Here is an 18,014-nt window from a genome sequence, read left to right as displayed (position 1 = left end):
CACATGACGCTGATATGAAGGAGACTGCGATGACAGAGAGAAAAACCGTCGACGGCGGAAATCTGGCGATCTCGCGGCGCGTCTTCGTTTGCGGCCTTGCGGCATTCGCCGGAACGGCCGGCACATTGCTCGACGCGTCGCACGCCTCGGCGCAGGCGTCGAGCGTCGCGCAGAAGATCGCCGATCATTTCTCGTCGGTGAAGACGATGGCGGGCGAGTTCGTGCAGTTCGGGCCGCGCGGCGAACAGACGGGCGGCAAGTTCTACATCCACCGTCCGGGACGTATCCGCTTCAATTATGAAGCGCCATCGCCGATGCGCGTGATCGCTGATGGCAAATCGGTCGTCATCGGCAACATGAAGCTCAAGACCTGGGACATCTATCCGCTGTCGAAGACGCCGCTGAACCTCCTGCTCAGCGAGAGGATAGATCTCAGCAGCCGGATGGTGCGCGCCGTTCGCGAAGAGTCCGACCTCATCACCATCGTACTAGGCGACCGTTCGGTCTTCGGCGATTCGACGATCACGATGATGTTCGACCCGAGGACCTATGATCTCAGGCAATGGACGATCACCGACGCGCAGAGGAAGGACACGTCCGTGATGATATTCAATGTCAGGACCGGGCTGCAACTGGACGACAAGGTCTTCCGCATTCCCTATGACGAGGTGCGCAACAAGGGTGGCGGCTAACGAATCGGTGCGAAAATTGGACTCGATTCGCGGGTCCGAATAGTCGCAGCGGCCTTTGCGCGTCTGAAGGACGCGCGGCACTGTCACCGTCTGCTGCGCCGAGTTCACTCTTCGGGCCGCCTTTGGGCGGCCTTTTTTCATGACTTGTCGGAAGGCGCCGAAGCTGTTTAAAACGCTCCCGTGCTGCCGGACACCGACCCCCCACCGGCGACATTTCCAAAGGAACGAGGAATGGCCCTTTCCATCGCCACGTGGAACATCAACTCCGTCCGCCTGCGAATGCCGCTGGTGGCGCATTTTCTGGAGAAATGGCAGCCGGACATCCTCTGCCTGCAGGAAACCAAGTGCCCGAACGAGCAGTTCCCCTCCGGCCCGCTGAAGCGCCTCGGCTACGACTATATCGAGATGCACGGGCAGAAGGGCTATCACGGCGTTGCGACCATTTCCCGCCTGCCGCTCCATGAGTTGACTGACCGCCGCGACTATTGCGGCGTCGGCGATGCGCGTCATCTCTCGGTCGTCTTCGAGGTCGGCGGCAAGAAGATCCGGCTGCACAATTTCTATGTGCCGGCCGGCGGCGACGAACCGGACCGGGCGATCAATCCCAAGTTCGGCCACAAGCTCGATTTCGTGGACGAGATGAGGCTCCTGCATGCCGAGGCCGAGGCGGGGATTTCGTCGATCCTCGTCGGTGACCTCAACATAGCGCCGCTCGAGCACGACGTCTGGTCGCACAAGCAGCTCCTGAAGATCGTCAGCCATACGCCCATCGAAACAGAGGGTCTGACCGCGGTGATGACCGGCGGCGCCTGGATCGACCTGATGCGCCAGCACACGCCGCCGCCGGAGAAGCTTTACACCTGGTGGAGCTATCGGGCGAAAGACTGGTCCGCCGCCGACCGCGGCCGCCGGCTCGATCACATCTGGTCGTCCGCCGACCTCGCGCGCCAGCTCGCTCGCGTCGACATCCTGCGGGAAGCGCGCGGCTGGGACCGCCCGTCGGACCACGTTCCGGTGATCGCACATTTCGATTTTTGAGGGGTTTGCCTCCCGCTCCTGACTCCAGACGCGCATCGGGGGAGGCGCACGCTGCATTCTGCTTCGCCCGCATGCGGGCGAGGGGCCATCAGGCGAAACGTCCGGCGAGCGCCTCGACGCGGCGGATCATCGCCTGGATATTCTCTCGGATGCGGGCCTCGACCATGGCGGTAACTTCCGGATATTCCTCCAGCATGCGGCGGAAGAGCGGCCGGTTGATGCGGATCACCTCGCTATCCTCATCGGCTGTCGCCGTGAACTTGCGCTCGACCATGGATATCAGTGCCAGCTCCGAAAGCAGCGTGCCGCGAGCGGCGGTGCCGATGGGCTGCGGCTTGCCTTCGGGGCCGTCCTTAGTCAGCGAAAAACGTCCGGATGCAACCGCATAGGCGCAATCGGCCGGCGCCCCCTCGCGGAACAGTTCGTGCCCCCTGGCGACGCGGCGGCGCTCGGCGCCGAAGGCGATCAGCCGCAGCTTGTCTTCGCCGATATCCGCAAAGAGCGAGACGTTGGACAGAAGCGCGATGTCGTCATTCAGCCCCAAGCGACGATACTCCCAGTTCGGTGGAAAAGCGGACTGCGGTCCTGATCCCAATGCATGTCGCCAAAAACTGTGCCGCGGTTTTGGGACAACGACGCGCATGAAAGCAAAGAACCAAAGCGCGTTGCACGAATACCATTAAACGCGACGCTTCAGGGAACGATCTTGTAACCGCCGTTCTCTGTGACCAAGATCTCCGCATTGGAAGGGTCGCGCTCGATTTTCTGGCGCAGCCGGTAGACATGCGTTTCCAGCGTGTGCGTCGTCACGCCGGAATTGTAGCCCCAGACCTCCTCGAGCAGGACGTCGCGGGTCACCACCTTCTGGTCGGCGCGGTAGAGATAGCGGATGATCGCCGCCTCCTTCTCGGTCAGGCGGATTTTCTGGCCGTTTTCCATGGTCAAGAGCTTCTGACTCGGCTTGAATGTGTACGGGCCGACGCTGAAAGTGGCGTCTTCGCTCTGCTCGTGCTGACGAAGCTGAGCGCGGATTCGTGCCAAGAGCACCGCGAAGCGGAAGGGCTTGGTGACATAGTCGTTGGCGCCGGCCTCGAGGCCGAGAATCGTGTCCGAATCGGTGTCGTGGCCGGTGAGCATGATGATCGGCGCCTTGAAGCCGCCCTTGCGCAAAAGCTTCACGGCCTCGCGTCCGTCCATGTCCGGTAGTCCGACATCCATGATCAGCAGATCGACCTGGCGGGAGCGTGCCGTCTGTATGCCCTTGCCGGCGGTTGCCTCCTGCAGAAGCTCGAACTCCTCGTAGAGGGAGAGTTGCTCGATCAACGTCTCACGCAGGTCATTGTCATCGTCGACAAGGAGTATGGTACGGGTCGCCATGGGGCAATTCCTGTTTGCTTCCTGATTCGAAACTAGCTCAAATACCGCTCTTGGCAAAGCGCGACGCCGCTCACTGCCCTTATATATGCAATCATGCCTTTGGTCGCGACGGTATCACGGCTGCTGCATGTCTCCTCTAACCGACCTCGATTTAAGGACAAAGACATGCAGCAGTTCAAAGTGCTACAGCGACCTTTGCGCGTCCAATAAGACGCGCGGCGCTACTGCATGTCTCCTTTAAGCGATCTCGATTAAAGGACAAAGACATGGAGCAGTTCAAAGTGCTACAGCGACCTTTGCGCGTCTAATAAGACGCGCGGCGCTACTGCATGTCTCCTTTAAGCGATCTCGATTAAAGGACAAAGACATGGAGCAGTTCAAAGTGCTACAGCGACCTTTGCGCGTCTAATAAGACGCGCGGCGCTGTAGGCAATAAACCGTGAGGATGATGCGCAAGAAAAAGTCGGAAGCGCGGTCGGAAAAATCGGTGATCCTCGTGAGAGCGGCGCCGCGCGACCGCAGGCGGGCGCTCGTGCAATTCGGCGGCAGCACCGTCGAGGCGGCGATCGGACGAAGCGGCGTGAGCTCCCTCAAGCGCGAAGGCGATGGCGCGACGCCGCGCGGGTCGATGAGGCTGATCGGCGGCTATGTACGGCGGGATCGCGTTCGCCTGCCGCCGACGCGCCTGCCGCTGTTGTCGACCCGAGGCGACATGCTTTGGTGCGACGCTGCGAAGCATGCCTGCTACAACCGGCCGGTCAGGGCTCCGTTTTCCTCGAGTCACGAGGCGATGATGCGGGACGATGGGCTCTATGATGTCTGTCTCGTCATGGACTGGAACATCTCGTCCCGACGCCGCCATCTGGGTTCCGCTATCTTCTTCCATCTCATCCGCGCCGGCTATGAGCCGACGCAGGGTTGCGTTGCCGTCAACCTGCCGGCGATGAAACGGCTGCTCCGCCACATGCGCCGGGGCACGGTGGTGAAGGTTCTCTGACGCTCTCCTCACAGCGCCGCGCGTCTTTTCAGACGCGCAAAGGCCGCTGCAGATAGACGGCTGGCGCCGCGGTCATTTCGCATCGAGCAGGCGCGGTGTGACGAAGCGGACAAGGCGGCCTTTGCGGGGTGCCACATCCGACCATTTGCCGACGTCGAAATCGATGACGGCCAGCCCGGCCGTCGGAAATTTCTCCCGGAGGCGCGGTAAATCTTCGCCGCCGCCGGCGAGCAGCAGCGCCAGTTCCGCCATTCCCGGATTATGTCCGACGAGCAGAAGGCAGCTGACCCAAGGTTCCACGTCGCGTATGACCTTGAGTATGGCCGGTGCCGCCACCTCGTAAATCCCGACGGCATCGCGAGCTGCGACGCTTACCGGCAGTGCCTCGGAGACGATCTCCCAGGTCTCCTGCGCGCGCCGCGCGGTCGAGACGATCGCGAGGTCCGGGACGAGCCCGTGCTCGGCCATATAGGCGCCGATGACCGGCGCCGTCCTTCGTCCGCGCTCCGCAAGGGGTCGGCGGTGATCGGCCACGCCCTCCGGCCAATCGGATTTGGCGTGACGCAGCAGCATGAGGCGGCGCTTTGGCGGCAAGGGGCGATCGGACATGGCGCTCTTCATGTGTCGTTGGCGGGCCTGACGCATCAGGTCATTTTGTGATGCATGTCGCCGACCCGGGACAGTTCCTGTTTCGGGCGACATGAACCACATTGTCGCACCGTTGCGCAGCCTTGTCTTCCACGGATGTCCGCAAAGGCAATAACAGAAGGCCGCCCCGAGGGGCGGCCACCATACAGCGCCGCGCGTCTTTTCAGACACGCAAAGGTCGCTGTAACTCTTTGGATCTACGCATCGAGCTTTCCGAAAATCGGATACGATTTTCGGGCCGATGCGCTAGCGTCCTTTGCGCGTCCCAAAGGACGCGGCGCTGCAAAAGCGAGCGAAGCCGAAGAGGCTATTTCCACTCGCGAATGTCGACGAAGTGGCCCGCCACCGCAGCCGCCGCAGCCATTGCCGGCGAGACGAGATGCGTGCGCCCCTTGAAGCCTTGACGTCCCTCGAAATTGCGGTTCGAGGTGGAGGCGCAGCGCTCGCCCGGCTTCAGCCGATCGTCGTTCATCGCCAGGCACATGGAACAGCCGGGCTCGCGCCAGTCGAAGCCCGCTTCCTTGAAGATCCTGTCGAGGCCTTCCGCTTCCGCCTGCTCCTTCACGAGGCCGGAGCCCGGCACGATCATCGCCGAAACGGTCGGGGCGACCTTGCGGCCCTCGACGACCTTGGCGACGGCGCGCAGATCCTCGATGCGGCCATTGGTGCAGGAGCCGATGAACACCCGGTCGATGGCGATATCGGTGATCTTGGTGCCCGGCTTCAGGCCCATATAGTCGAGCGCGCGCCACTTCGACGTACGTTTCGTCTCATCCTGGATGTCGTCCGGGTTGGGCACGGCGCCCTGGACGGAGACGACGTCCTCCGGCGACGAGCCCCAGGAGACGATCGGCGGCAGGTTGGCGGCATCGAGCACGACGACGCGGTCGTAATGGGCGCCTTCGTCCGTGTTGAGCGTCTTCCAATAGTCGAGCGCCATGTCCCAGGCCTTGCCCTTGGGCGCGCGCGGCCGGTCCTTGATATAGGCGAAGGTCGTCTCGTCCGGTGCTATCAGGCCGGCGCGGGCGCCGCCTTCGATGGTCATGTTGCAGACGGTCATGCGGCCTTCCATCGACAGCGAACGGATCGCTTCGCCGGCGAACTCGATGACGTGGCCGGTGCCGCCGGCCGTGCCGATCTCGCCGATGATGGCGAGGATGATATCCTTGGCGGTGACGCCGGGCGGCAATTGCCCGTCGACGCGCACCAGCATGTTCTTCGCCTTCTTCTGGATCAGTGTCTGCGTCGCCAGCACGTGCTCCACTTCCGAGGTGCCGATGCCGTGCGCGAGCGCGCCGAAGGCGCCATGCGTCGACGTATGGCTATCGCCGCAGACGATCGTCATGCCCGGCAGTGTGAAGCCCTGCTCGGGGCCGACAATGTGCACGATTCCCTGGCGCTTGTCGTTCTCGGAATAATATTCGACGCCGAAATCGGCGGCGTTCTTCGCGAGCGCTTCGACCTGGATGCGGCTTTCCTCGTTCTTGATGCCGAGGTGGCGGTCCGGCGAGGTCGGCACGTTGTGGTCGACGACGGCGAGCGTCTTTTCCGGTGCACGGACCTTGCGGCCGGCCATGCGCAGGCCTTCGAAGGCCTGCGGACTGGTCACCTCGTGGACGAGATGACGGTCGATGTAGAGAAGACAGGTGCCGTCGTCCTGGCTGCTTACCAGATGGTCGTCCCAGATCTTGTCATAGAGGGTACGCGGTGCGCTCATGGCGATATGTCCATCGAATTGTCAGAATACGAAAAAGCCGGCGGCAGTGCGGCCGGAAACATGACTGATCGAGCGATCAGGATAGGCGGCTCGTAAGCGCGCCGCAAACACGCGCGAAAAAGCGTGCCGGCAGACGCTTGTGGTCCTGCAGCACGACGATTTGCTGTTCGCGACATCCGAATTTGGATTCCATGGCCGGTGCTCATATCAATTTTCCGATGGTTTCGCAATCGGCGTGATCGCGGCGGACCGCATCGCTTCCCCGGTTCGGGCGTCCCCGATTTTGCTGTGTGTGTCTTTTGCGGCCGGGTTGCGGATAAAGTTAAAAAGGCGTTAACCTTCCATTGGGTGCCGTCAAAGTTGCCTGTGGGTTAACGCCGCGCAGCGGCTTGGGCGGGATTCCGGTTCGCCGCACCGTATGTTTAGAGTCGAGTCATGAAGACTGTTTCGATCGAGGTCAGGCCCGGGGAGCCACGCGAGGCGGCGGCGATCGCCGACGTTCATCGCGCTTCCTGGCTGCAGGCCTATGGCGGCCTGATCCCGCACCGCCCGCTGATCCGGATGGTCAATCGCCGCGACGAAACGTGGTGGCGCAAAGCCACGCGGGGACCGGCGACACTGCTCGTCATCGATGTCGCGGGAACGATAGCCGGCTATGCGACGCTCGGCCTGAGCCGCGCGCGGGCGCTGCCGCAGGAAGGCGAGATCTACGAGATCTATCTTCGCCCCGAATATCAGGGCATGGGCCTCGGGCGGGTGCTGTTCGGGGAGGCCCGGAGCCTGTTGAAATCGCTCGGCTGCGAGGGCGTCGTGGTCTGGTGTCTGGAGGACAGCGACCAGGCCTATCATTTCTTCCAGTCGGCCGGCGGCCGCGATATTGCCGAGGGCATGGAGGATTTCGGCGAGAAGCACCTGAAGAAGGTCGGCTTCGTCTGGACGTGAGCGCGCCTTTTCGCGTGTCTCTCTCTCTCTCTCTCTCTCTCTCTCTCTCTCTCTCTCTCTCTCAGGGTGACCGGGAAATTTTCCGACGTGCCTCTATTTAGCCGCGGGGGCTGCCTACTGCATGTCTCCTTCTGCATGTCTCCCTAAATCGACCTCGATTTAAGGACAAAGACAGGCAGCAAGCCAAAGCGCTACAGCGACTTTGCGCGTCTGACAGGACGCGCTGCGCCGTAGAGCAATTCCATCCCTCGGACGAAAGTCATGTTGCAATGCGGCATGTTTCCCTTTATCCGACGGGGCGATTTTTCTGTTACCCTGGAGGTGCTCATGCGGATCGACGCGATTTCCATCGGAAAGAATCCACCGGAAGATGTCAATGTGATCGTGGAAGTCCCGGTCGGCGGGCATCCGATCAAGTATGAAATGGACAAGGAAGCCGGCACGCTGGTCGTCGACCGCTTCCTCTACACGCCGATGACCTATCCGGGCAATTACGGTTTCGTGCCGCACACCCTTTCCGATGATGGCGATCCGATCGACGTGCTCATCTGCAACACGCGGCCGCTGGTGCCGGGCTGCGTCATCAATGTCCGCCCGATCGGCGTGATGATGATGGAAGACAATTCCGGCAAGGACGAGAAGATCATCGCCGTGCCGTCGGGACATCTCACCAAGCGCTACGACAAGGTGGACGACTATACCGATCTGCCGGAAATCACGCTCAAGCAGATCGAGCACTTCTTCGAGCACTACAAGGACCTGGAGCCCGGCAAGTGGGTGAAGATCTTCGGCTGGAAGGATGCGAGCGTCGCCCGCCAGCTGATCGTCGAGGCGATCGAACGCGCCAAGGCGCAGAAGTAACAAGCGAAGTAGCAACTATTTCGTCTCGCCGACGATCTCGGCAAGACGGTTCTCGATTTCCTCCGGATTGGCTTCGATCCGGAGGATTTTTTTGCGCTGCGTGTCTCCCGAAAGAAGCGAAATCCTGTTCTTCGCCACGCCGAGCGTCTTGGCAAGGAGCGCGATCAGTGCCTGGTTCGCCCTGCCCTTCTCCGGCACGGCGCGAACCCTGACCTTCAGGTGCTCCTCTCCGTCGGCCGCCGTCGCGAAGCCGTCGACCGCGTCGCGCCCGCCATTCGGCGTCAGCCGCACGGTAAGGCGCGCATGGTCCCCGAAACTCGTGAGGGCGCCGTGCGTCACCTTACAGCGCCGCGCGTCTTTTCAGACGCGCAAAGGTCGCTGTAACTCTTTGAATCTGCGCATCGAGCTTCCCGACAATTGGGTACAATTTTCGGGCCATGCGCTAGCCGAGCAGCGCCGAAGCGACGGTCGTGTTCAGGAAATACCAGATGAAATAGAGGATCACCAGAACGATCAGCGGCGACAGATCGATGCCGCCCATGTCCGGCAGGTACCGGCGGATCGGCCGGTAAAGAGGCTCGGTCAACTGATAGAGCGATCGGCCGATCATGTTGATCGCCTGATTGTTCACATTGATCACGTTGAATGCGTAGAGCCAGGAGAAGATGGCCGATGCGATGATCAGGAACCAGGCGATATTGATGATGAGGTTCAAGGTTGCGATGACTGCGAGCATGCCGGTCTCCAATTCGTAGTTGACAGACATGTAGACATTGGGAACTAAACGGGCAAGTACGTCGCTTCGCCGGGCTCCGTCATGTTTAACGGCGCCGGCCTCCAGGTCTCTCCGAGGAGTGCTTTCACCATGTCGGCCGATTATGCTGCGCATCGCTTCGCCGCCTTCCGGCATGTCGGCTACCGGCGCTATTTCCTCTCCCGCTTCCTCGCCTATTTTGCCGTCCAGATCATGTCGGTTGCGGTCGGCTGGCAGATCTACGACCTGACCCGCGACCCCTTCGCGCTCGGGCTCATCGGTCTCTTCCAGTTCCTGCCCTCGCTCGTCCTCATCCTCGTCACCGGCAGCGTGGCGGATCGCTACAATCGCCGCGTCATCATGGGGCTCTGCATGTTGCTCAGCACGCTCTGTGCCGCGGCCCTCCTGGCACTGACGGTGACGGGCTTGTTTTCGCCCTGGCCGGTCTATGCGATCCTGATCGTCTTCGGCATCGAGCGGGCGTTTCTTGCACCGGCCTCGCAGTCGCTGGCGCCCAATCTCGTGCCGGCCGAAGACCTGGCGAATGCGATTGCCTGGAATTCCTCGTCCTGGCAGACGGCGACGATCGTCGGGCCGGTGGTGGGCGGGTTGATCTACGGACTTGGTCCGACGGTGCCCTATACGGTCAGTCTCTGCTTCTTCGCCGCGGCGGCGCTCATGGTGCTGGCGGTGCCGAAACCCGCCCAGCGTTCGGCGCAAGCGGGGCAGAGCTGGCAGACGATCACCGCCGGCTTCCGCTATATCAGGGCCGAAAAAGTGGTGCTCGGAGCGATCTCGCTCGACCTCTTCGCCGTCCTGCTCGGCGGCGCAGTGGCGCTGATGCCGGTCTTCGCACGCGACGTTCTGGCGCTCGGGCCGTGGGGCCTCGGACTTTTGCGCGCCGCGCCGGGCATCGGCGCCGTCGGCATGGCCATCTGGCTCGCCGCCCACCCCATTCGAAACCGCGCCGGCTTCTATATGTTCACCGGCGTCGCGCTTTTCGGTCTTGCCACCATCGTTTTCGGCCTTTCCACGACGGCCTGGATCTCGATCACCGCGCTCATCGTCATGGGGGCTGCGGACATGATTTCCGTCTACGTGCGCGAGATCCTGATCACTCTCTGGACCCCGGACGAACTGCGCGGCCGCGTGAATGCCGTCAACATGGTGTTCATCGGCGCCTCCAACGAGCTTGGCGAATTCCGGGCCGGAATGATGGCTTCAGGCTTCGGCTCCGTCTTCGCCGTCGTCTTCGGCGGCATGGGCACCTTGCTCGTATCGGTTCTTTGGGCGATCGGTTTTCCGCAACTGCGCAAGATCGACACGCTCGACGTGCCGGCGGAGCACCGGAGCGTTTGAGCTGCGGTGAGCAACCTGTCTACATCCTTACCTGACTGGAGGCTCCCTGCCGTTGCGGCGGCTTCTCCGTCTTGCCGCCGCGCAGGAAGATGAGCTCCAGGAAATTCTCCATCCAGGTCCGCAAGGGGCGGTCGTGGAGCATGCGACCGTCGAGATGGGCCTTGCCCATCTGGGCGCCAGGCAGCACGAAGCGGTGGGCGCCGTGGACGACCCAACGATGCATCATCGCCCGCGTCAGCTCTCCGTGAAACTGGATGCCCCAGGCATTGTTGCCATAGCGGAAGGCCTGGTTCGGATAGGTATCGCCGGTCGCCAGCAGCTCTGCGTCCTTCGGCAGATCGAAGCCTTCGCGGTGAAAATGGTAGACCATGGCCGGCCAGTCGATCAGCGCCCGGCCGACTTCCGTGGCCTTGAGCGGGTACCAGCCGATCTCGGTCATGCCCTCATGATGGGGCGCAACCTTGCCGCCGAGATTGCGGGCGAGCATCTGCGCACCAAGGCAGATCCCGAGATAGGGCTTGTTCTCCTTCAACGGCACCGACAGCCAGTCGATTTCGCGCCGAACGAACTCCTCCTCATCATTCGCGCTCATGGGCCCGCCGAAGACGATCGTGCCCGAATGGTCGCTCAATGTCGGCGGCAGATCGTCGCCGAGCGCCGGCCGGCGGATATCGAGGCTGAAGCCTTTCTGCTCGAGGATATGGCCGACACGTCCGGCGCTCGAGCGCTCCTGATGGAGGATGATGAGGATCGGTTTCTTGGTGTCGCAGCCCTCTCGCGGCATCGTCAGCCTTCCTGTTGCTCGCTTGCGGCCTCCTCCCCGTCGATCCTGGCGGCGGCTTCCCGCCGCTTCAAGACACGGTCGCGCCCCGAAACGCCGAGAAGATCGGCGATCCGCCAGATCACGTGGTCCTCCATCTCGCTACGCGCGCCATCGGCATAGACAATGTCCCAGAGCATGCCGACGAGCTCAACGCGCTGTTCCTCCGCAAAGTGGCGTTTGATCTCGGCGGTAAACTGGTAAAAGTCGATCGCCTCGCTTTCCGCCGTTTCGCCGGCCGCCACCAGGGCATTGAGGGCGCTGTCGTCGAGTTGATAGTACTCCTTGATGATCGCCCGCATCTTGCGGCGCTCGGAAAAGCGGATCTTCCCGTCCGCTTCCATCACCTGGAAACAAAGCCCGATGACGGCAACGCGGGGATCGCCCCTTTCGATCTGAGCAGCCGAACCCGTCAGCCCCTCGAGGAAGGCTCGAAACCGTTCAAACATCTCTTATGCCCATAGCCCGTCGAAACATCAGATCCATAGCTAGAGCGGAGAAATCTCCGCGCCAGTCTTCAGAAAAGCCGGAAATTGGCCTTGTCCCTGTCCCCTGCCATGGAGTCGCGAACGCCCGGATCGTCCGGACGACGGCCGAAGAAGGGGGCCGGTTCCTCGTCGCCGACCGGCTCCTTACTCTCGGCCGGCGCTGCGGCTTGTTCCTTTCGCTCCGGCAATTCGATCGGCGCCTCGGCTTCGGCCGGCGCAGCCGGCGCCTCCGCTTCCGTGGGCTCCGGCGGTTCGGCTGCGGCCGCCGGTATCCCGGGCGCCACCGGTGGCAGGCTGCGGATTGCCGCGTCGGGGTCCGGCCGGCCCTCTTCCGTCGTGGCCGCAAGCTGCGTTGGCGGCGCCTTCCATTCGAAGGCATCGAGCCGGCCGCTGACCGGCGAGACCGGCAGCCAGGAGGGTGAAATCACCCCATCGGCGGTCCAGGCCGGATCGCGCGGGCTGCGCAGCGCCTGCGCCATCCAGTGGCGGATGCGGCCCTCGTCGCCGGTGTCCGCCTCCTCGATATCCGCAAGCAGCATGAAGATGCTCTCGGCCGGCGCGAGCCGGGCGGCGGCCTCGGCCTTTTGCCGGGCAAGGTCGAGTTCGCGCGCCTCGAGCGCCGCCTCGGCCACGGTCGCCAGCGCAACGGCGTTGTTGCCGCGCAAGGTTTCGAGCCTCTTCGCACGCTTCAACCGGTCGAGCGCGGTATCGCCACCGCGTGCCCGCACGTAAAGGCGCGCCACCTCGGGATGCGGTTCCAGCTTCCAACTTCTTTCGAGGATCGTGGCCCCCTTGCGCAGATTGTCTTCGCGAAACAGTGCCTTGGCGGCGATCAGCGCCGCCGGCACCAGCCGCTCTTCGAGCTTCAGCGCCGCCAGCGCGTCGTCGCGCGCCGATTTCGGATCCGCTTCGAGCTTGCCCATGGCGCGTGCCGTCAGCAGTACGGCCTTTTTCCGGTTCGCCTCCTTCTTGCCGAGGACATTGGCGGAGCGGCTCTGGTCGAGGAGACGGATCGCCTCGTCCCATCGGCCCGCCTGGCTACGATCGTCAAGCGTCGCGAGCGTGGCCCAGGCCAGATGCGGTGCCTTCTCGGCGGCGCGCTCGGCATATTGGCGGGCAGCCTCATGGGCACCGAGGCGCTTGGCCTCGAGGTAAAGCCCGCGCAGGCCGAGTTCGCGCGTCTCCGGGTCGTCCGCCATCTGTTCGAATTTCCGGCGCGCGTCGTCATGCCGGCCCTCGATCAGTGCCGTCTGCGCCTCGAGCAGGTGGATCAGCGGCTCCTGGTCCACCCGGATCAGGCTGCGCGTCCGGCTCACCATCTTGCGGGCGAGAATGGCGTCGCCGGCGCCGGCGGCGATCAGCCCGGTCGAAAGCGCCTGGTAACCCCGGTCGCGCTTGCGGGCGCGGAAATAGCGGGTGACGGTGTGCGGCGACAGCCATATCGCCCGGACCAGCCAGATCGTGATGAGGACCAGCGCAAAGAGCGAGATCAGGATGGTGGCCGCTCGCATCAGGCTCATTTCGATGAGCTGTCCCTGCCAGATCAGCGAAAGCTCGCCCGGCCGGTCCGCAAGCCAGGCAAAGCCGAGGGCGAGAGCGAGGACGAGCAGGATGAAGAACAGTATCCGGATCATGTAGTCTTCTTTCTTCCCTTACGGCGCCGCGCGTCCCATCAGACGCGCAAAGGACGCTGTAACGCTTTAAATCTGCGCATCGGGCTTTCCGAAAATCGGTCAGGATTTTCGGGCCGATGCGCTAGCCTTGCGTGCCGCTGCGCGCCATGGCCTCGGCCATGGCGGCATCGATGACCGTTTCGACATGCAGCCGCCGGTCGAGCTTCCCCTTGAACGCCTGCCCGGCGGACTTCGCGGCCTCGGGAAGATTGGCCCATTCGAGCGACGCGCCCTTGAGATCGCCATTGTCGAGCTTGTCCTCGATGCGGGCGATTACCGCTTCCGGCGTGTCGCCTTCGACGCTGCCCACCGGACGCACCCGGATGCCGGACATCGCGCTCGAAACGAGGCGGTCGAAAATTCCCTCGTCCGGAGCGGGCTGGATGAGCGCGTCCAGCATCGCCGAGGCTGCCGCCGGGAATTCCGTCCGCAATTGCGTGCGCGTGGCAACACCCGTCGGGGCGTCGTCGGCCAGTTCCGTCACCGTCTCATCCTTCGGCGCGACGCTGCGCAGCTGATCGAGCTCGGCGAGGAAAGGTCCACCGCGATCGATCGCCGTCTTGAGCGCCGTGATGGCAACGGCCTTTGCCATCCGGATATCGTTAGCCGGCTCATTCAGCTTCTGCTCCGCCTGATCGATGCGGGCCGCCAGTTCGGATCTTTCGGTCTCCGCGGTCTGCCTGGCGTCGGCGAGGCCGCTCTTCAGCGTGGCGATTTCCTGGGTCAGATTGTCGACCTCGGCCTGAAGAGCCGCCACGGCCGGCGCACCCTCGCCAGCCGGCGTCGCGGGCGTCTGTTCCAGCGCCGCGACGCGGTCCTCCAGGGGAGCGATGTCGACCGGTGCCGGCTGCGGCCGGGCTTGAAGCTCCGCCTTCACGGCCTCGATTTCGCTCCTGAGTTCCTGCTCCGCCGTGCCGTTGCCGCGTTCCGGTCCGAGAGCGGGGAGGTAGCCGGCATATTGCAGCACCCCGGCGCCGGCAAGCGCCACCAGACCGCCGAGGATGCCGGCGGCGAGCGCGCCGGAAGCGGACGGCCGTCTGGTCCTGGTTTCCGATGGCGCCGTATTGTCCAAGTGCGGAGGCTCCTCGTCGAAGGCGGCGGCGGCCGCGGCGGCCCGTTCCGCCTCCGCTTCCTCCTGGCGCTCTGCCTCCCGGTCCCCTGTCCCTTCGTGCTCTGTCTCAGGGCGCTCCGCCTCGTCCTGGACGGGCGTCCGGCTCGAGGCCGCCGGCTCGTCGGTGACCGGCTCCCGATCAGCGTCAGCGCCAGCTTCGGTCACCGTCCGTTCCGCCTCGAGGTCGATCGTCAACGGTTCCTTGTCCGGTTTCGACCGGCGCGGCGGCTTTTCCGATACCATGGTGATCCCTTCGCGTTTTCTCGCCTTTTGGCAAATTCTTCGTCGGAGCGGCGGCCAGTCCCGTATTCCTTGTCCCGCTCACAACCAAACCTAATCAGGGAAGCGCTGCAGGGAAAGCCCCGAGTTCCGTTTTCGCGCCGAAGCAGGATTTCGTGAGGACTCCGCGAATGCTGCTTGCTTGCCAGGCTCTAATCGCGAAACCGCGGCACGCTCTTTCGAAACCTGCCCAGATGACCTTACGCGGGTCCCGAAAGTCCGCCGGAAAATCGGCGTCGGCTTTGCTGATTCCGCCCATAGCGTGCCACGCGCTTCCGTGCATGCCGTTGACCAAACCATTGCACTGACCCGAGTGACATGCATCAGGCGGGCGGCAGGCTTCTCTCTCCGTTTCCAAGCAGCTCAAACAGATGCTCCTCGTCGGGCGCCGCGGCGACATCGGCAATGGCGCCGGACGGCAGCTCGTCCTGAACTGCCGCGCTCAGGCAGAGATAGCGCCCGGAGAAAGCCGCCGCATCGAGGCCGCCTTCCGCAAGCAGCGTGGCGAAGTGCCGCGCCGTCTGACGCGAATAGAGAAGCACCGCGTCGAAAGAGCCGCCACGCAGGAGATCGGGCAGGATTTGCGGCCCGTAGGCGATGGGAACCATTCGGTAGCTTTCGACGGTCACGTGCTTGACCTTCCTCTCGGTCAGCACCTGCTCGAAGCCGAGGGCACGCGGGGCGCCGGCGAGATAGACGAGCGTTCCGGTTTCCGGGGGTATCCGGGCGGCGAGCGCCTCACCGGTTCCCGGCCCGATGCGAATATCGGTGAAGCCGAGCGCTGCGGCGGTGCGTGCGGTTGCTTCGCCGACCGCGAAGAGCGGTGTTGCCAGATGGGGGTCAAGTGCCGGGCCGAGCGTGGCGAGAGCCCGGATGGCCTCGGCGCTGGTGACGGCGAGGGCATCGTGGCGCCGATCGAGTGACGCCTCGAGAGCGTCGGGGTAATGTTGCGCCTGCATTAGCGGCAGGACGGCCACTTCGTGTCCCAGCGCTTCCAGCTTCCGCGCCGTCCTCTCGGCGGCCGGCTGCGGGCGGGTCACGAGCAGGCGCACGGATCAGGTCCAGCTCGAAAAGAAGCCGGGGCCCGCCTTGGCCCGGACCTCTTCGCCGGCCCTGCGCCCGAGCTCTGTCGCCTCGGTCGCCTTGCCCTCGATTTCGATGCGGTGGCAGGTGGCACCGTCAGGCGTCAGGATCATGCCGGCAAAGCGGATATGCGAGCCCTCGGATACGGCATAGCCGGCTATCGGCGTGCGGCAGGAGCCGTCGAGCGTCGCCAGGAAACCGCGCTCGCAGGAAACCGCCTGATGGGTGCGCTTGTCGTCGATCGCCGCCAGCAGGGTGTCGACGCGGTCGTCGCCGATGCGGCTCTCGACGCAGATCGCGCCCTGGGCAGGCGCCGGCGGAAACTCTTCTGGATCGAGCAGTTCGGTTGGCACGTCCGTCATGCCGAGTCGCTTCAGCCCGGCATAGGCGAGCAGGGTGCCGTCGACCTGGCCCTCGGCAAGCTTGCGCAGCCGCGTCTCGACCTGGCCGCGATAGGTGATGACGTTGATGTCGGGCCTGAGGCGCCGGATCAGCGCCTGGCGGCGCAGCGACGAGGAGCCGACGGTTGCGCCTTGCGGCAGGTCGACGAGTTTCGCCGCCGTGCGGCCGATAAAGGCGTCGCGAATGTCCTCGCGCGGCAGGAAAGCGGAGAGGGTGAGCCCATCGGGAAGCTTCGTCGGCATGTCCTTCGAGGAATGTACGGCGAAGTCGAGTTCGCCGGACAGGAGCTGCTGCTCGAGCTCCTCGGTGAACAGGCCCTTGCCGCCGATTTCCGCCAACGAGCGGTCGGTGATCCGATCGCCCTTCGTCGAGAGGACGACGATCTCGAACATTTCCGGCGGCAGGCCATGGGCGGCGGCCAGCCGGTCGCGCGTTTCCTGGGTCTGGGCCAGCGCCAGCGGACTGCCGCGCGTGCCGATGCGGAAAGGTTTCGTTTGCATCATCGGTCATCCATTGTTACTGCGTGGTTCCCTGAATAGGGTTCTTTTCAGGGATCAAACCATGCAGCACTTCAAAGCGTTACAGCGTCATTTGGCGGGCTGAAAGAAGCGCGGCGCTGTCGAGTTCGGTGTACCCACCTTTCGGCGCGACCGCAATCATTGAGTAGACGACGTATGTCCACGCCCCTGCGCATCCTCGGCATAGAGACAAGCTGCGACGAGACCGCGGCTTCGGTCGTGCTGCGCGACGAGAAGGGCAGCGGCCGGATTCTGGGCGACGTGGTGCTCAGCCAGTTGGAAGAGCATAGCGCCTATGGCGGCGTGGTGCCGGAGATCGCGGCGCGCGCCCATGTCGAGGCGCTGGACACGCTGATCGAGGAAGCGCTTTTGCGCGCCGGCGTGACGCTGAAGGACATCGATGCGATCGCCGCGACGAGTGGTCCCGGCCTGATCGGCGGGCTGATCGTCGGGCTGATGACCGGCAAGGCGATTGCCCGGGCAACGGGAAAGCCGCTCTATGCCGTCAATCATCTCGAAGGCCATGCGCTGACGGCACGGCTGACGGATGGGCTTTCCTTTCCATATCTCATGCTACTCGTCTCCGGCGGCCATACGCAGCTGATTCTGGTGAAGGGCGTCGGAGACTACGAGCGCTGGGGCACGACGATCGACGACGCGCTCGGCGAAGCCTTCGACAAGACGGCGAAGCTGCTCGGCCTTCCCTATCCCGGCGGGCCGGCGGTCGAGCGGGCGGCGGTGGCCGGCGATCCTGAGCGCTTCGATTTTCCGCGGCCGCTCGTCGGCGACGCCCGGCTCGATTTCTCCTTCTCAGGCCTCAAGACAGCCGTCCGCCAGGCGGCGCAATCGCTGGAGCCGGTGACCGAGAACGATATCGCAGATATCTGCGCCTCGTTCCAGCGCGCGATCTCGCGCACGCTCAAGGACCGCGTCGGCCGCGGGCTCAAGCGCTTCAAAGAAGACTATTCGTCGGTCGCTCAACCCGCATTGGTCGTCGCCGGCGGCGTGGCCGCCAACCAGGCGCTGAGAGCGACGCTCCAGGCGCTTTGCGACGCGCACGGTTTTCGCTTCGTTGCGCCGCCGCTCCAGCTTTGCACGGACAATGCGGCAATGATCGCCTGGGCGGGGGCGGAAAGGCTGGCGGCGGGGCTGCCTGCGGACGGGTTCGAGGTCGCGCCGCGCTCACGCTGGCCGCTCGACGGCGGGGCCCAGGCATTGATCGGCTCCGGCAAGCGCGGCGCCAAGGCATGATGGA

At 63.9% G+C, this 18,014-nt stretch carries 19 protein-coding genes; 7 read left to right on the top strand and 12 right to left on the bottom strand.

Annotation, left to right across the window (positions count from 1 at the left end; translation table 11 throughout):
• The first annotated feature begins 29 nt into the window (after nucleotides 1–29).
• Both EKH55_RS14865 and EKH55_RS14860 read left to right on the top strand, forming a co-directional pair.
• Nucleotides 30–692 (top strand): outer membrane lipoprotein carrier protein LolA, encoded by a 663-nt coding sequence (locus EKH55_RS14865; protein WP_151611700.1) that lies wholly within the window; start codon nucleotides 30–32, stop codon nucleotides 690–692.
• 231 nt (nucleotides 693–923) lie between these two features.
• Complete coding sequence (locus EKH55_RS14860; RefSeq protein WP_069458731.1) at nucleotides 924–1,730, top strand: exodeoxyribonuclease III; 807 nt, start codon at nucleotides 924–926, stop codon at nucleotides 1,728–1,730.
• Between the two features lie 88 nt (nucleotides 1,731–1,818).
• Here the strand turns inward: EKH55_RS14860 and EKH55_RS14855 are convergent, their stop codons facing one another.
• Together EKH55_RS14855 and EKH55_RS14850 are read right to left on the bottom strand one after the other, a co-directional pair.
• The gene (locus EKH55_RS14855) at nucleotides 1,819–2,274 is read right to left on the bottom strand and encodes a cyclic nucleotide-binding domain-containing protein (RefSeq protein WP_069458730.1); all 456 of its coding nucleotides are present in this window, start codon (nucleotides 2,272–2,274) and stop codon (nucleotides 1,819–1,821) included.
• A gap of 149 nt (nucleotides 2,275–2,423) precedes the next feature.
• A complete protein-coding gene (locus EKH55_RS14850) occupies nucleotides 2,424–3,107 on the bottom strand; it encodes a response regulator transcription factor (protein ID WP_069458729.1) in 684 nt (227 codons plus the stop codon).
• A 448-nt stretch (nucleotides 3,108–3,555) separates the two neighbouring features.
• Here EKH55_RS14850 and EKH55_RS14840 point away from each other — a divergent pair, with 448 nt between their 5' ends.
• Nucleotides 3,556–4,104 carry a L,D-transpeptidase family protein gene (locus EKH55_RS14840; protein ID WP_069458958.1) on the top strand — a complete coding sequence of 183 codons (549 nt, stop codon included), beginning with the start codon at nucleotides 3,556–3,558 and terminating at the stop codon, nucleotides 4,102–4,104.
• Nucleotides 4,105–4,176: 72 nt separating this feature from the next.
• Here EKH55_RS14840 and EKH55_RS14835 read toward each other — a convergent pair whose 3' ends face one another.
• Nucleotides 4,177–4,713 (bottom strand): SixA phosphatase family protein, encoded by a 537-nt coding sequence (locus EKH55_RS14835; protein ID WP_069458728.1) that lies wholly within the window; start codon nucleotides 4,711–4,713, stop codon nucleotides 4,177–4,179.
• Nucleotides 4,714–5,059: 346 nt separating this feature from the next.
• Nucleotides 5,060–6,469: a 3-isopropylmalate dehydratase large subunit gene (gene leuC, locus EKH55_RS14825; RefSeq protein ID WP_151611698.1), complete on the bottom strand. Its 1,410-nt coding sequence runs from the start codon at nucleotides 6,467–6,469 to the stop codon at nucleotides 5,060–5,062.
• Nucleotides 6,470–6,904: 435 nt separating this feature from the next.
• On the opposite strand from leuC, the gene EKH55_RS14815 reads away from it, so the two are divergent.
• Both EKH55_RS14815 and ppa read left to right on the top strand, forming a co-directional pair.
• Nucleotides 6,905–7,411 (top strand): GNAT family N-acetyltransferase, encoded by a 507-nt coding sequence (locus EKH55_RS14815; protein ID WP_069458726.1) that lies wholly within the window; start codon nucleotides 6,905–6,907, stop codon nucleotides 7,409–7,411.
• Between the two features lie 327 nt (nucleotides 7,412–7,738).
• Nucleotides 7,739–8,272 (top strand): inorganic diphosphatase, encoded by a 534-nt coding sequence (gene ppa / locus EKH55_RS14810; RefSeq protein ID WP_069458957.1) that lies wholly within the window; start codon nucleotides 7,739–7,741, stop codon nucleotides 8,270–8,272.
• A 15-nt stretch (nucleotides 8,273–8,287) separates the two neighbouring features.
• On the opposite strand, the gene EKH55_RS14805 is transcribed toward ppa, so the two are convergent.
• Both EKH55_RS14805 and EKH55_RS14800 read right to left on the bottom strand, forming a co-directional pair.
• A complete protein-coding gene (locus EKH55_RS14805; protein WP_151611697.1) occupies nucleotides 8,288–8,611 on the bottom strand; it encodes a DUF167 domain-containing protein in 324 nt (107 codons plus the stop codon).
• 103 nt (nucleotides 8,612–8,714) lie between these two features.
• Nucleotides 8,715–9,008, bottom strand: coding sequence for a YggT family protein (locus tag EKH55_RS14800; RefSeq protein WP_106407842.1), 294 nt, complete (start codon nucleotides 9,006–9,008; stop codon nucleotides 8,715–8,717).
• A 129-nt stretch (nucleotides 9,009–9,137) separates the two neighbouring features.
• On the opposite strand from EKH55_RS14800, the gene EKH55_RS14795 reads away from it, so the two are divergent.
• Nucleotides 9,138–10,385: an MFS transporter gene (locus EKH55_RS14795; RefSeq protein ID WP_069458723.1), complete on the top strand. Its 1,248-nt coding sequence runs from the start codon at nucleotides 9,138–9,140 to the stop codon at nucleotides 10,383–10,385.
• 19 nt (nucleotides 10,386–10,404) lie between these two features.
• Here the strand turns inward: EKH55_RS14795 and EKH55_RS14790 are convergent, their stop codons facing one another.
• From EKH55_RS14790 to hemC, 6 genes are all read right to left on the bottom strand, one after another.
• Entirely contained in the window at nucleotides 10,405–11,169 is a 765-nt protein-coding gene (locus EKH55_RS14790; protein ID WP_069458722.1) for a glutamine amidotransferase, read from the bottom strand.
• 2 nt (nucleotides 11,170–11,171) lie between these two features.
• Nucleotides 11,172–11,654, bottom strand: coding sequence for a tellurite resistance TerB family protein (locus EKH55_RS14785; protein ID WP_151611696.1), 483 nt, complete (start codon nucleotides 11,652–11,654; stop codon nucleotides 11,172–11,174).
• Between the two features lie 68 nt (nucleotides 11,655–11,722).
• Nucleotides 11,723–13,327: a heme biosynthesis protein HemY gene (locus tag EKH55_RS14780; RefSeq protein ID WP_151611695.1), complete on the bottom strand. Its 1,605-nt coding sequence runs from the start codon at nucleotides 13,325–13,327 to the stop codon at nucleotides 11,723–11,725.
• Nucleotides 13,328–13,448: 121 nt separating this feature from the next.
• Complete coding sequence (locus EKH55_RS14775; protein WP_151611694.1) at nucleotides 13,449–14,720, bottom strand: COG4223 family protein; 1,272 nt, start codon at nucleotides 14,718–14,720, stop codon at nucleotides 13,449–13,451.
• A gap of 359 nt (nucleotides 14,721–15,079) precedes the next feature.
• On the bottom strand, nucleotides 15,080–15,808 hold the full coding sequence (locus tag EKH55_RS14770; protein ID WP_151611693.1) for a uroporphyrinogen-III synthase: 729 nt from the start codon (nucleotides 15,806–15,808) through the stop codon (nucleotides 15,080–15,082).
• A 3-nt stretch (nucleotides 15,809–15,811) separates the two neighbouring features.
• The gene (hemC, locus tag EKH55_RS14765; RefSeq protein ID WP_151611993.1) at nucleotides 15,812–16,741 is read right to left on the bottom strand and encodes a hydroxymethylbilane synthase; all 930 of its coding nucleotides are present in this window, start codon (nucleotides 16,739–16,741) and stop codon (nucleotides 15,812–15,814) included.
• 174 nt (nucleotides 16,742–16,915) lie between these two features.
• On the opposite strand from hemC, the gene tsaD reads away from it, so the two are divergent.
• Nucleotides 16,916–18,010 (top strand): tRNA (adenosine(37)-N6)-threonylcarbamoyltransferase complex transferase subunit TsaD, encoded by a 1,095-nt coding sequence (gene tsaD, locus EKH55_RS14760; RefSeq protein ID WP_151611692.1) that lies wholly within the window; start codon nucleotides 16,916–16,918, stop codon nucleotides 18,008–18,010.
• The last annotated feature ends 4 nt before the right edge of the window (nucleotides 18,011–18,014 follow it).

The organism is Sinorhizobium alkalisoli, from assembly GCF_008932245.1.
Classification (GTDB): domain Bacteria; phylum Pseudomonadota; class Alphaproteobacteria; order Rhizobiales; family Rhizobiaceae; genus Sinorhizobium; species Sinorhizobium alkalisoli.
This window is presented reverse-complemented; position numbering and strand designations above follow the sequence as displayed.

Bases quoted from the DNA above. Each gene is read 5' to 3' on its own strand.
- EKH55_RS14780 (WP_151611695.1), bottom strand. From the start codon at position 13,327: ATGATCCGGATACTGTTCTTCATCCTGCTCGTCCTCGCTCTCGCCCTC.
- EKH55_RS14835 (WP_069458728.1), bottom strand. From the start codon at position 4,713: ATGTCCGATCGCCCCTTGCCGCCAAAGCGCCGCCTCATGCTGCTGCGT.
- tsaD (WP_151611692.1), top strand. From the start codon at position 16,916: ATGTCCACGCCCCTGCGCATCCTCGGCATAGAGACAAGCTGCGACGAG.
- EKH55_RS14815 (WP_069458726.1), top strand. From the start codon at position 6,905: ATGAAGACTGTTTCGATCGAGGTCAGGCCCGGGGAGCCACGCGAGGCG.
- EKH55_RS14775 (WP_151611694.1), bottom strand. From the start codon at position 14,720: ATGGTATCGGAAAAGCCGCCGCGCCGGTCGAAACCGGACAAGGAACCG.
- hemC (WP_151611993.1), bottom strand. From the start codon at position 16,741: ATGCAAACGAAACCTTTCCGCATCGGCACGCGCGGCAGTCCGCTGGCG.
- ppa (WP_069458957.1), top strand. From the start codon at position 7,739: ATGCGGATCGACGCGATTTCCATCGGAAAGAATCCACCGGAAGATGTC.
- EKH55_RS14840 (WP_069458958.1), top strand. From the start codon at position 3,556: ATGCGCAAGAAAAAGTCGGAAGCGCGGTCGGAAAAATCGGTGATCCTC.
- EKH55_RS14795 (WP_069458723.1), top strand. From the start codon at position 9,138: ATGTCGGCCGATTATGCTGCGCATCGCTTCGCCGCCTTCCGGCATGTC.
- leuC (WP_151611698.1), bottom strand. From the start codon at position 6,469: ATGAGCGCACCGCGTACCCTCTATGACAAGATCTGGGACGACCATCTG.
- EKH55_RS14865 (WP_151611700.1), top strand. From the start codon at position 30: ATGACAGAGAGAAAAACCGTCGACGGCGGAAATCTGGCGATCTCGCGG.
- EKH55_RS14800 (WP_106407842.1), bottom strand. From the start codon at position 9,008: ATGCTCGCAGTCATCGCAACCTTGAACCTCATCATCAATATCGCCTGG.
- EKH55_RS14785 (WP_151611696.1), bottom strand. From the start codon at position 11,654: ATGTTTGAACGGTTTCGAGCCTTCCTCGAGGGGCTGACGGGTTCGGCT.
- EKH55_RS14790 (WP_069458722.1), bottom strand. From the start codon at position 11,169: ATGCCGCGAGAGGGCTGCGACACCAAGAAACCGATCCTCATCATCCTC.
- EKH55_RS14850 (WP_069458729.1), bottom strand. From the start codon at position 3,107: ATGGCGACCCGTACCATACTCCTTGTCGACGATGACAATGACCTGCGT.
- EKH55_RS14860 (WP_069458731.1), top strand. From the start codon at position 924: ATGGCCCTTTCCATCGCCACGTGGAACATCAACTCCGTCCGCCTGCGA.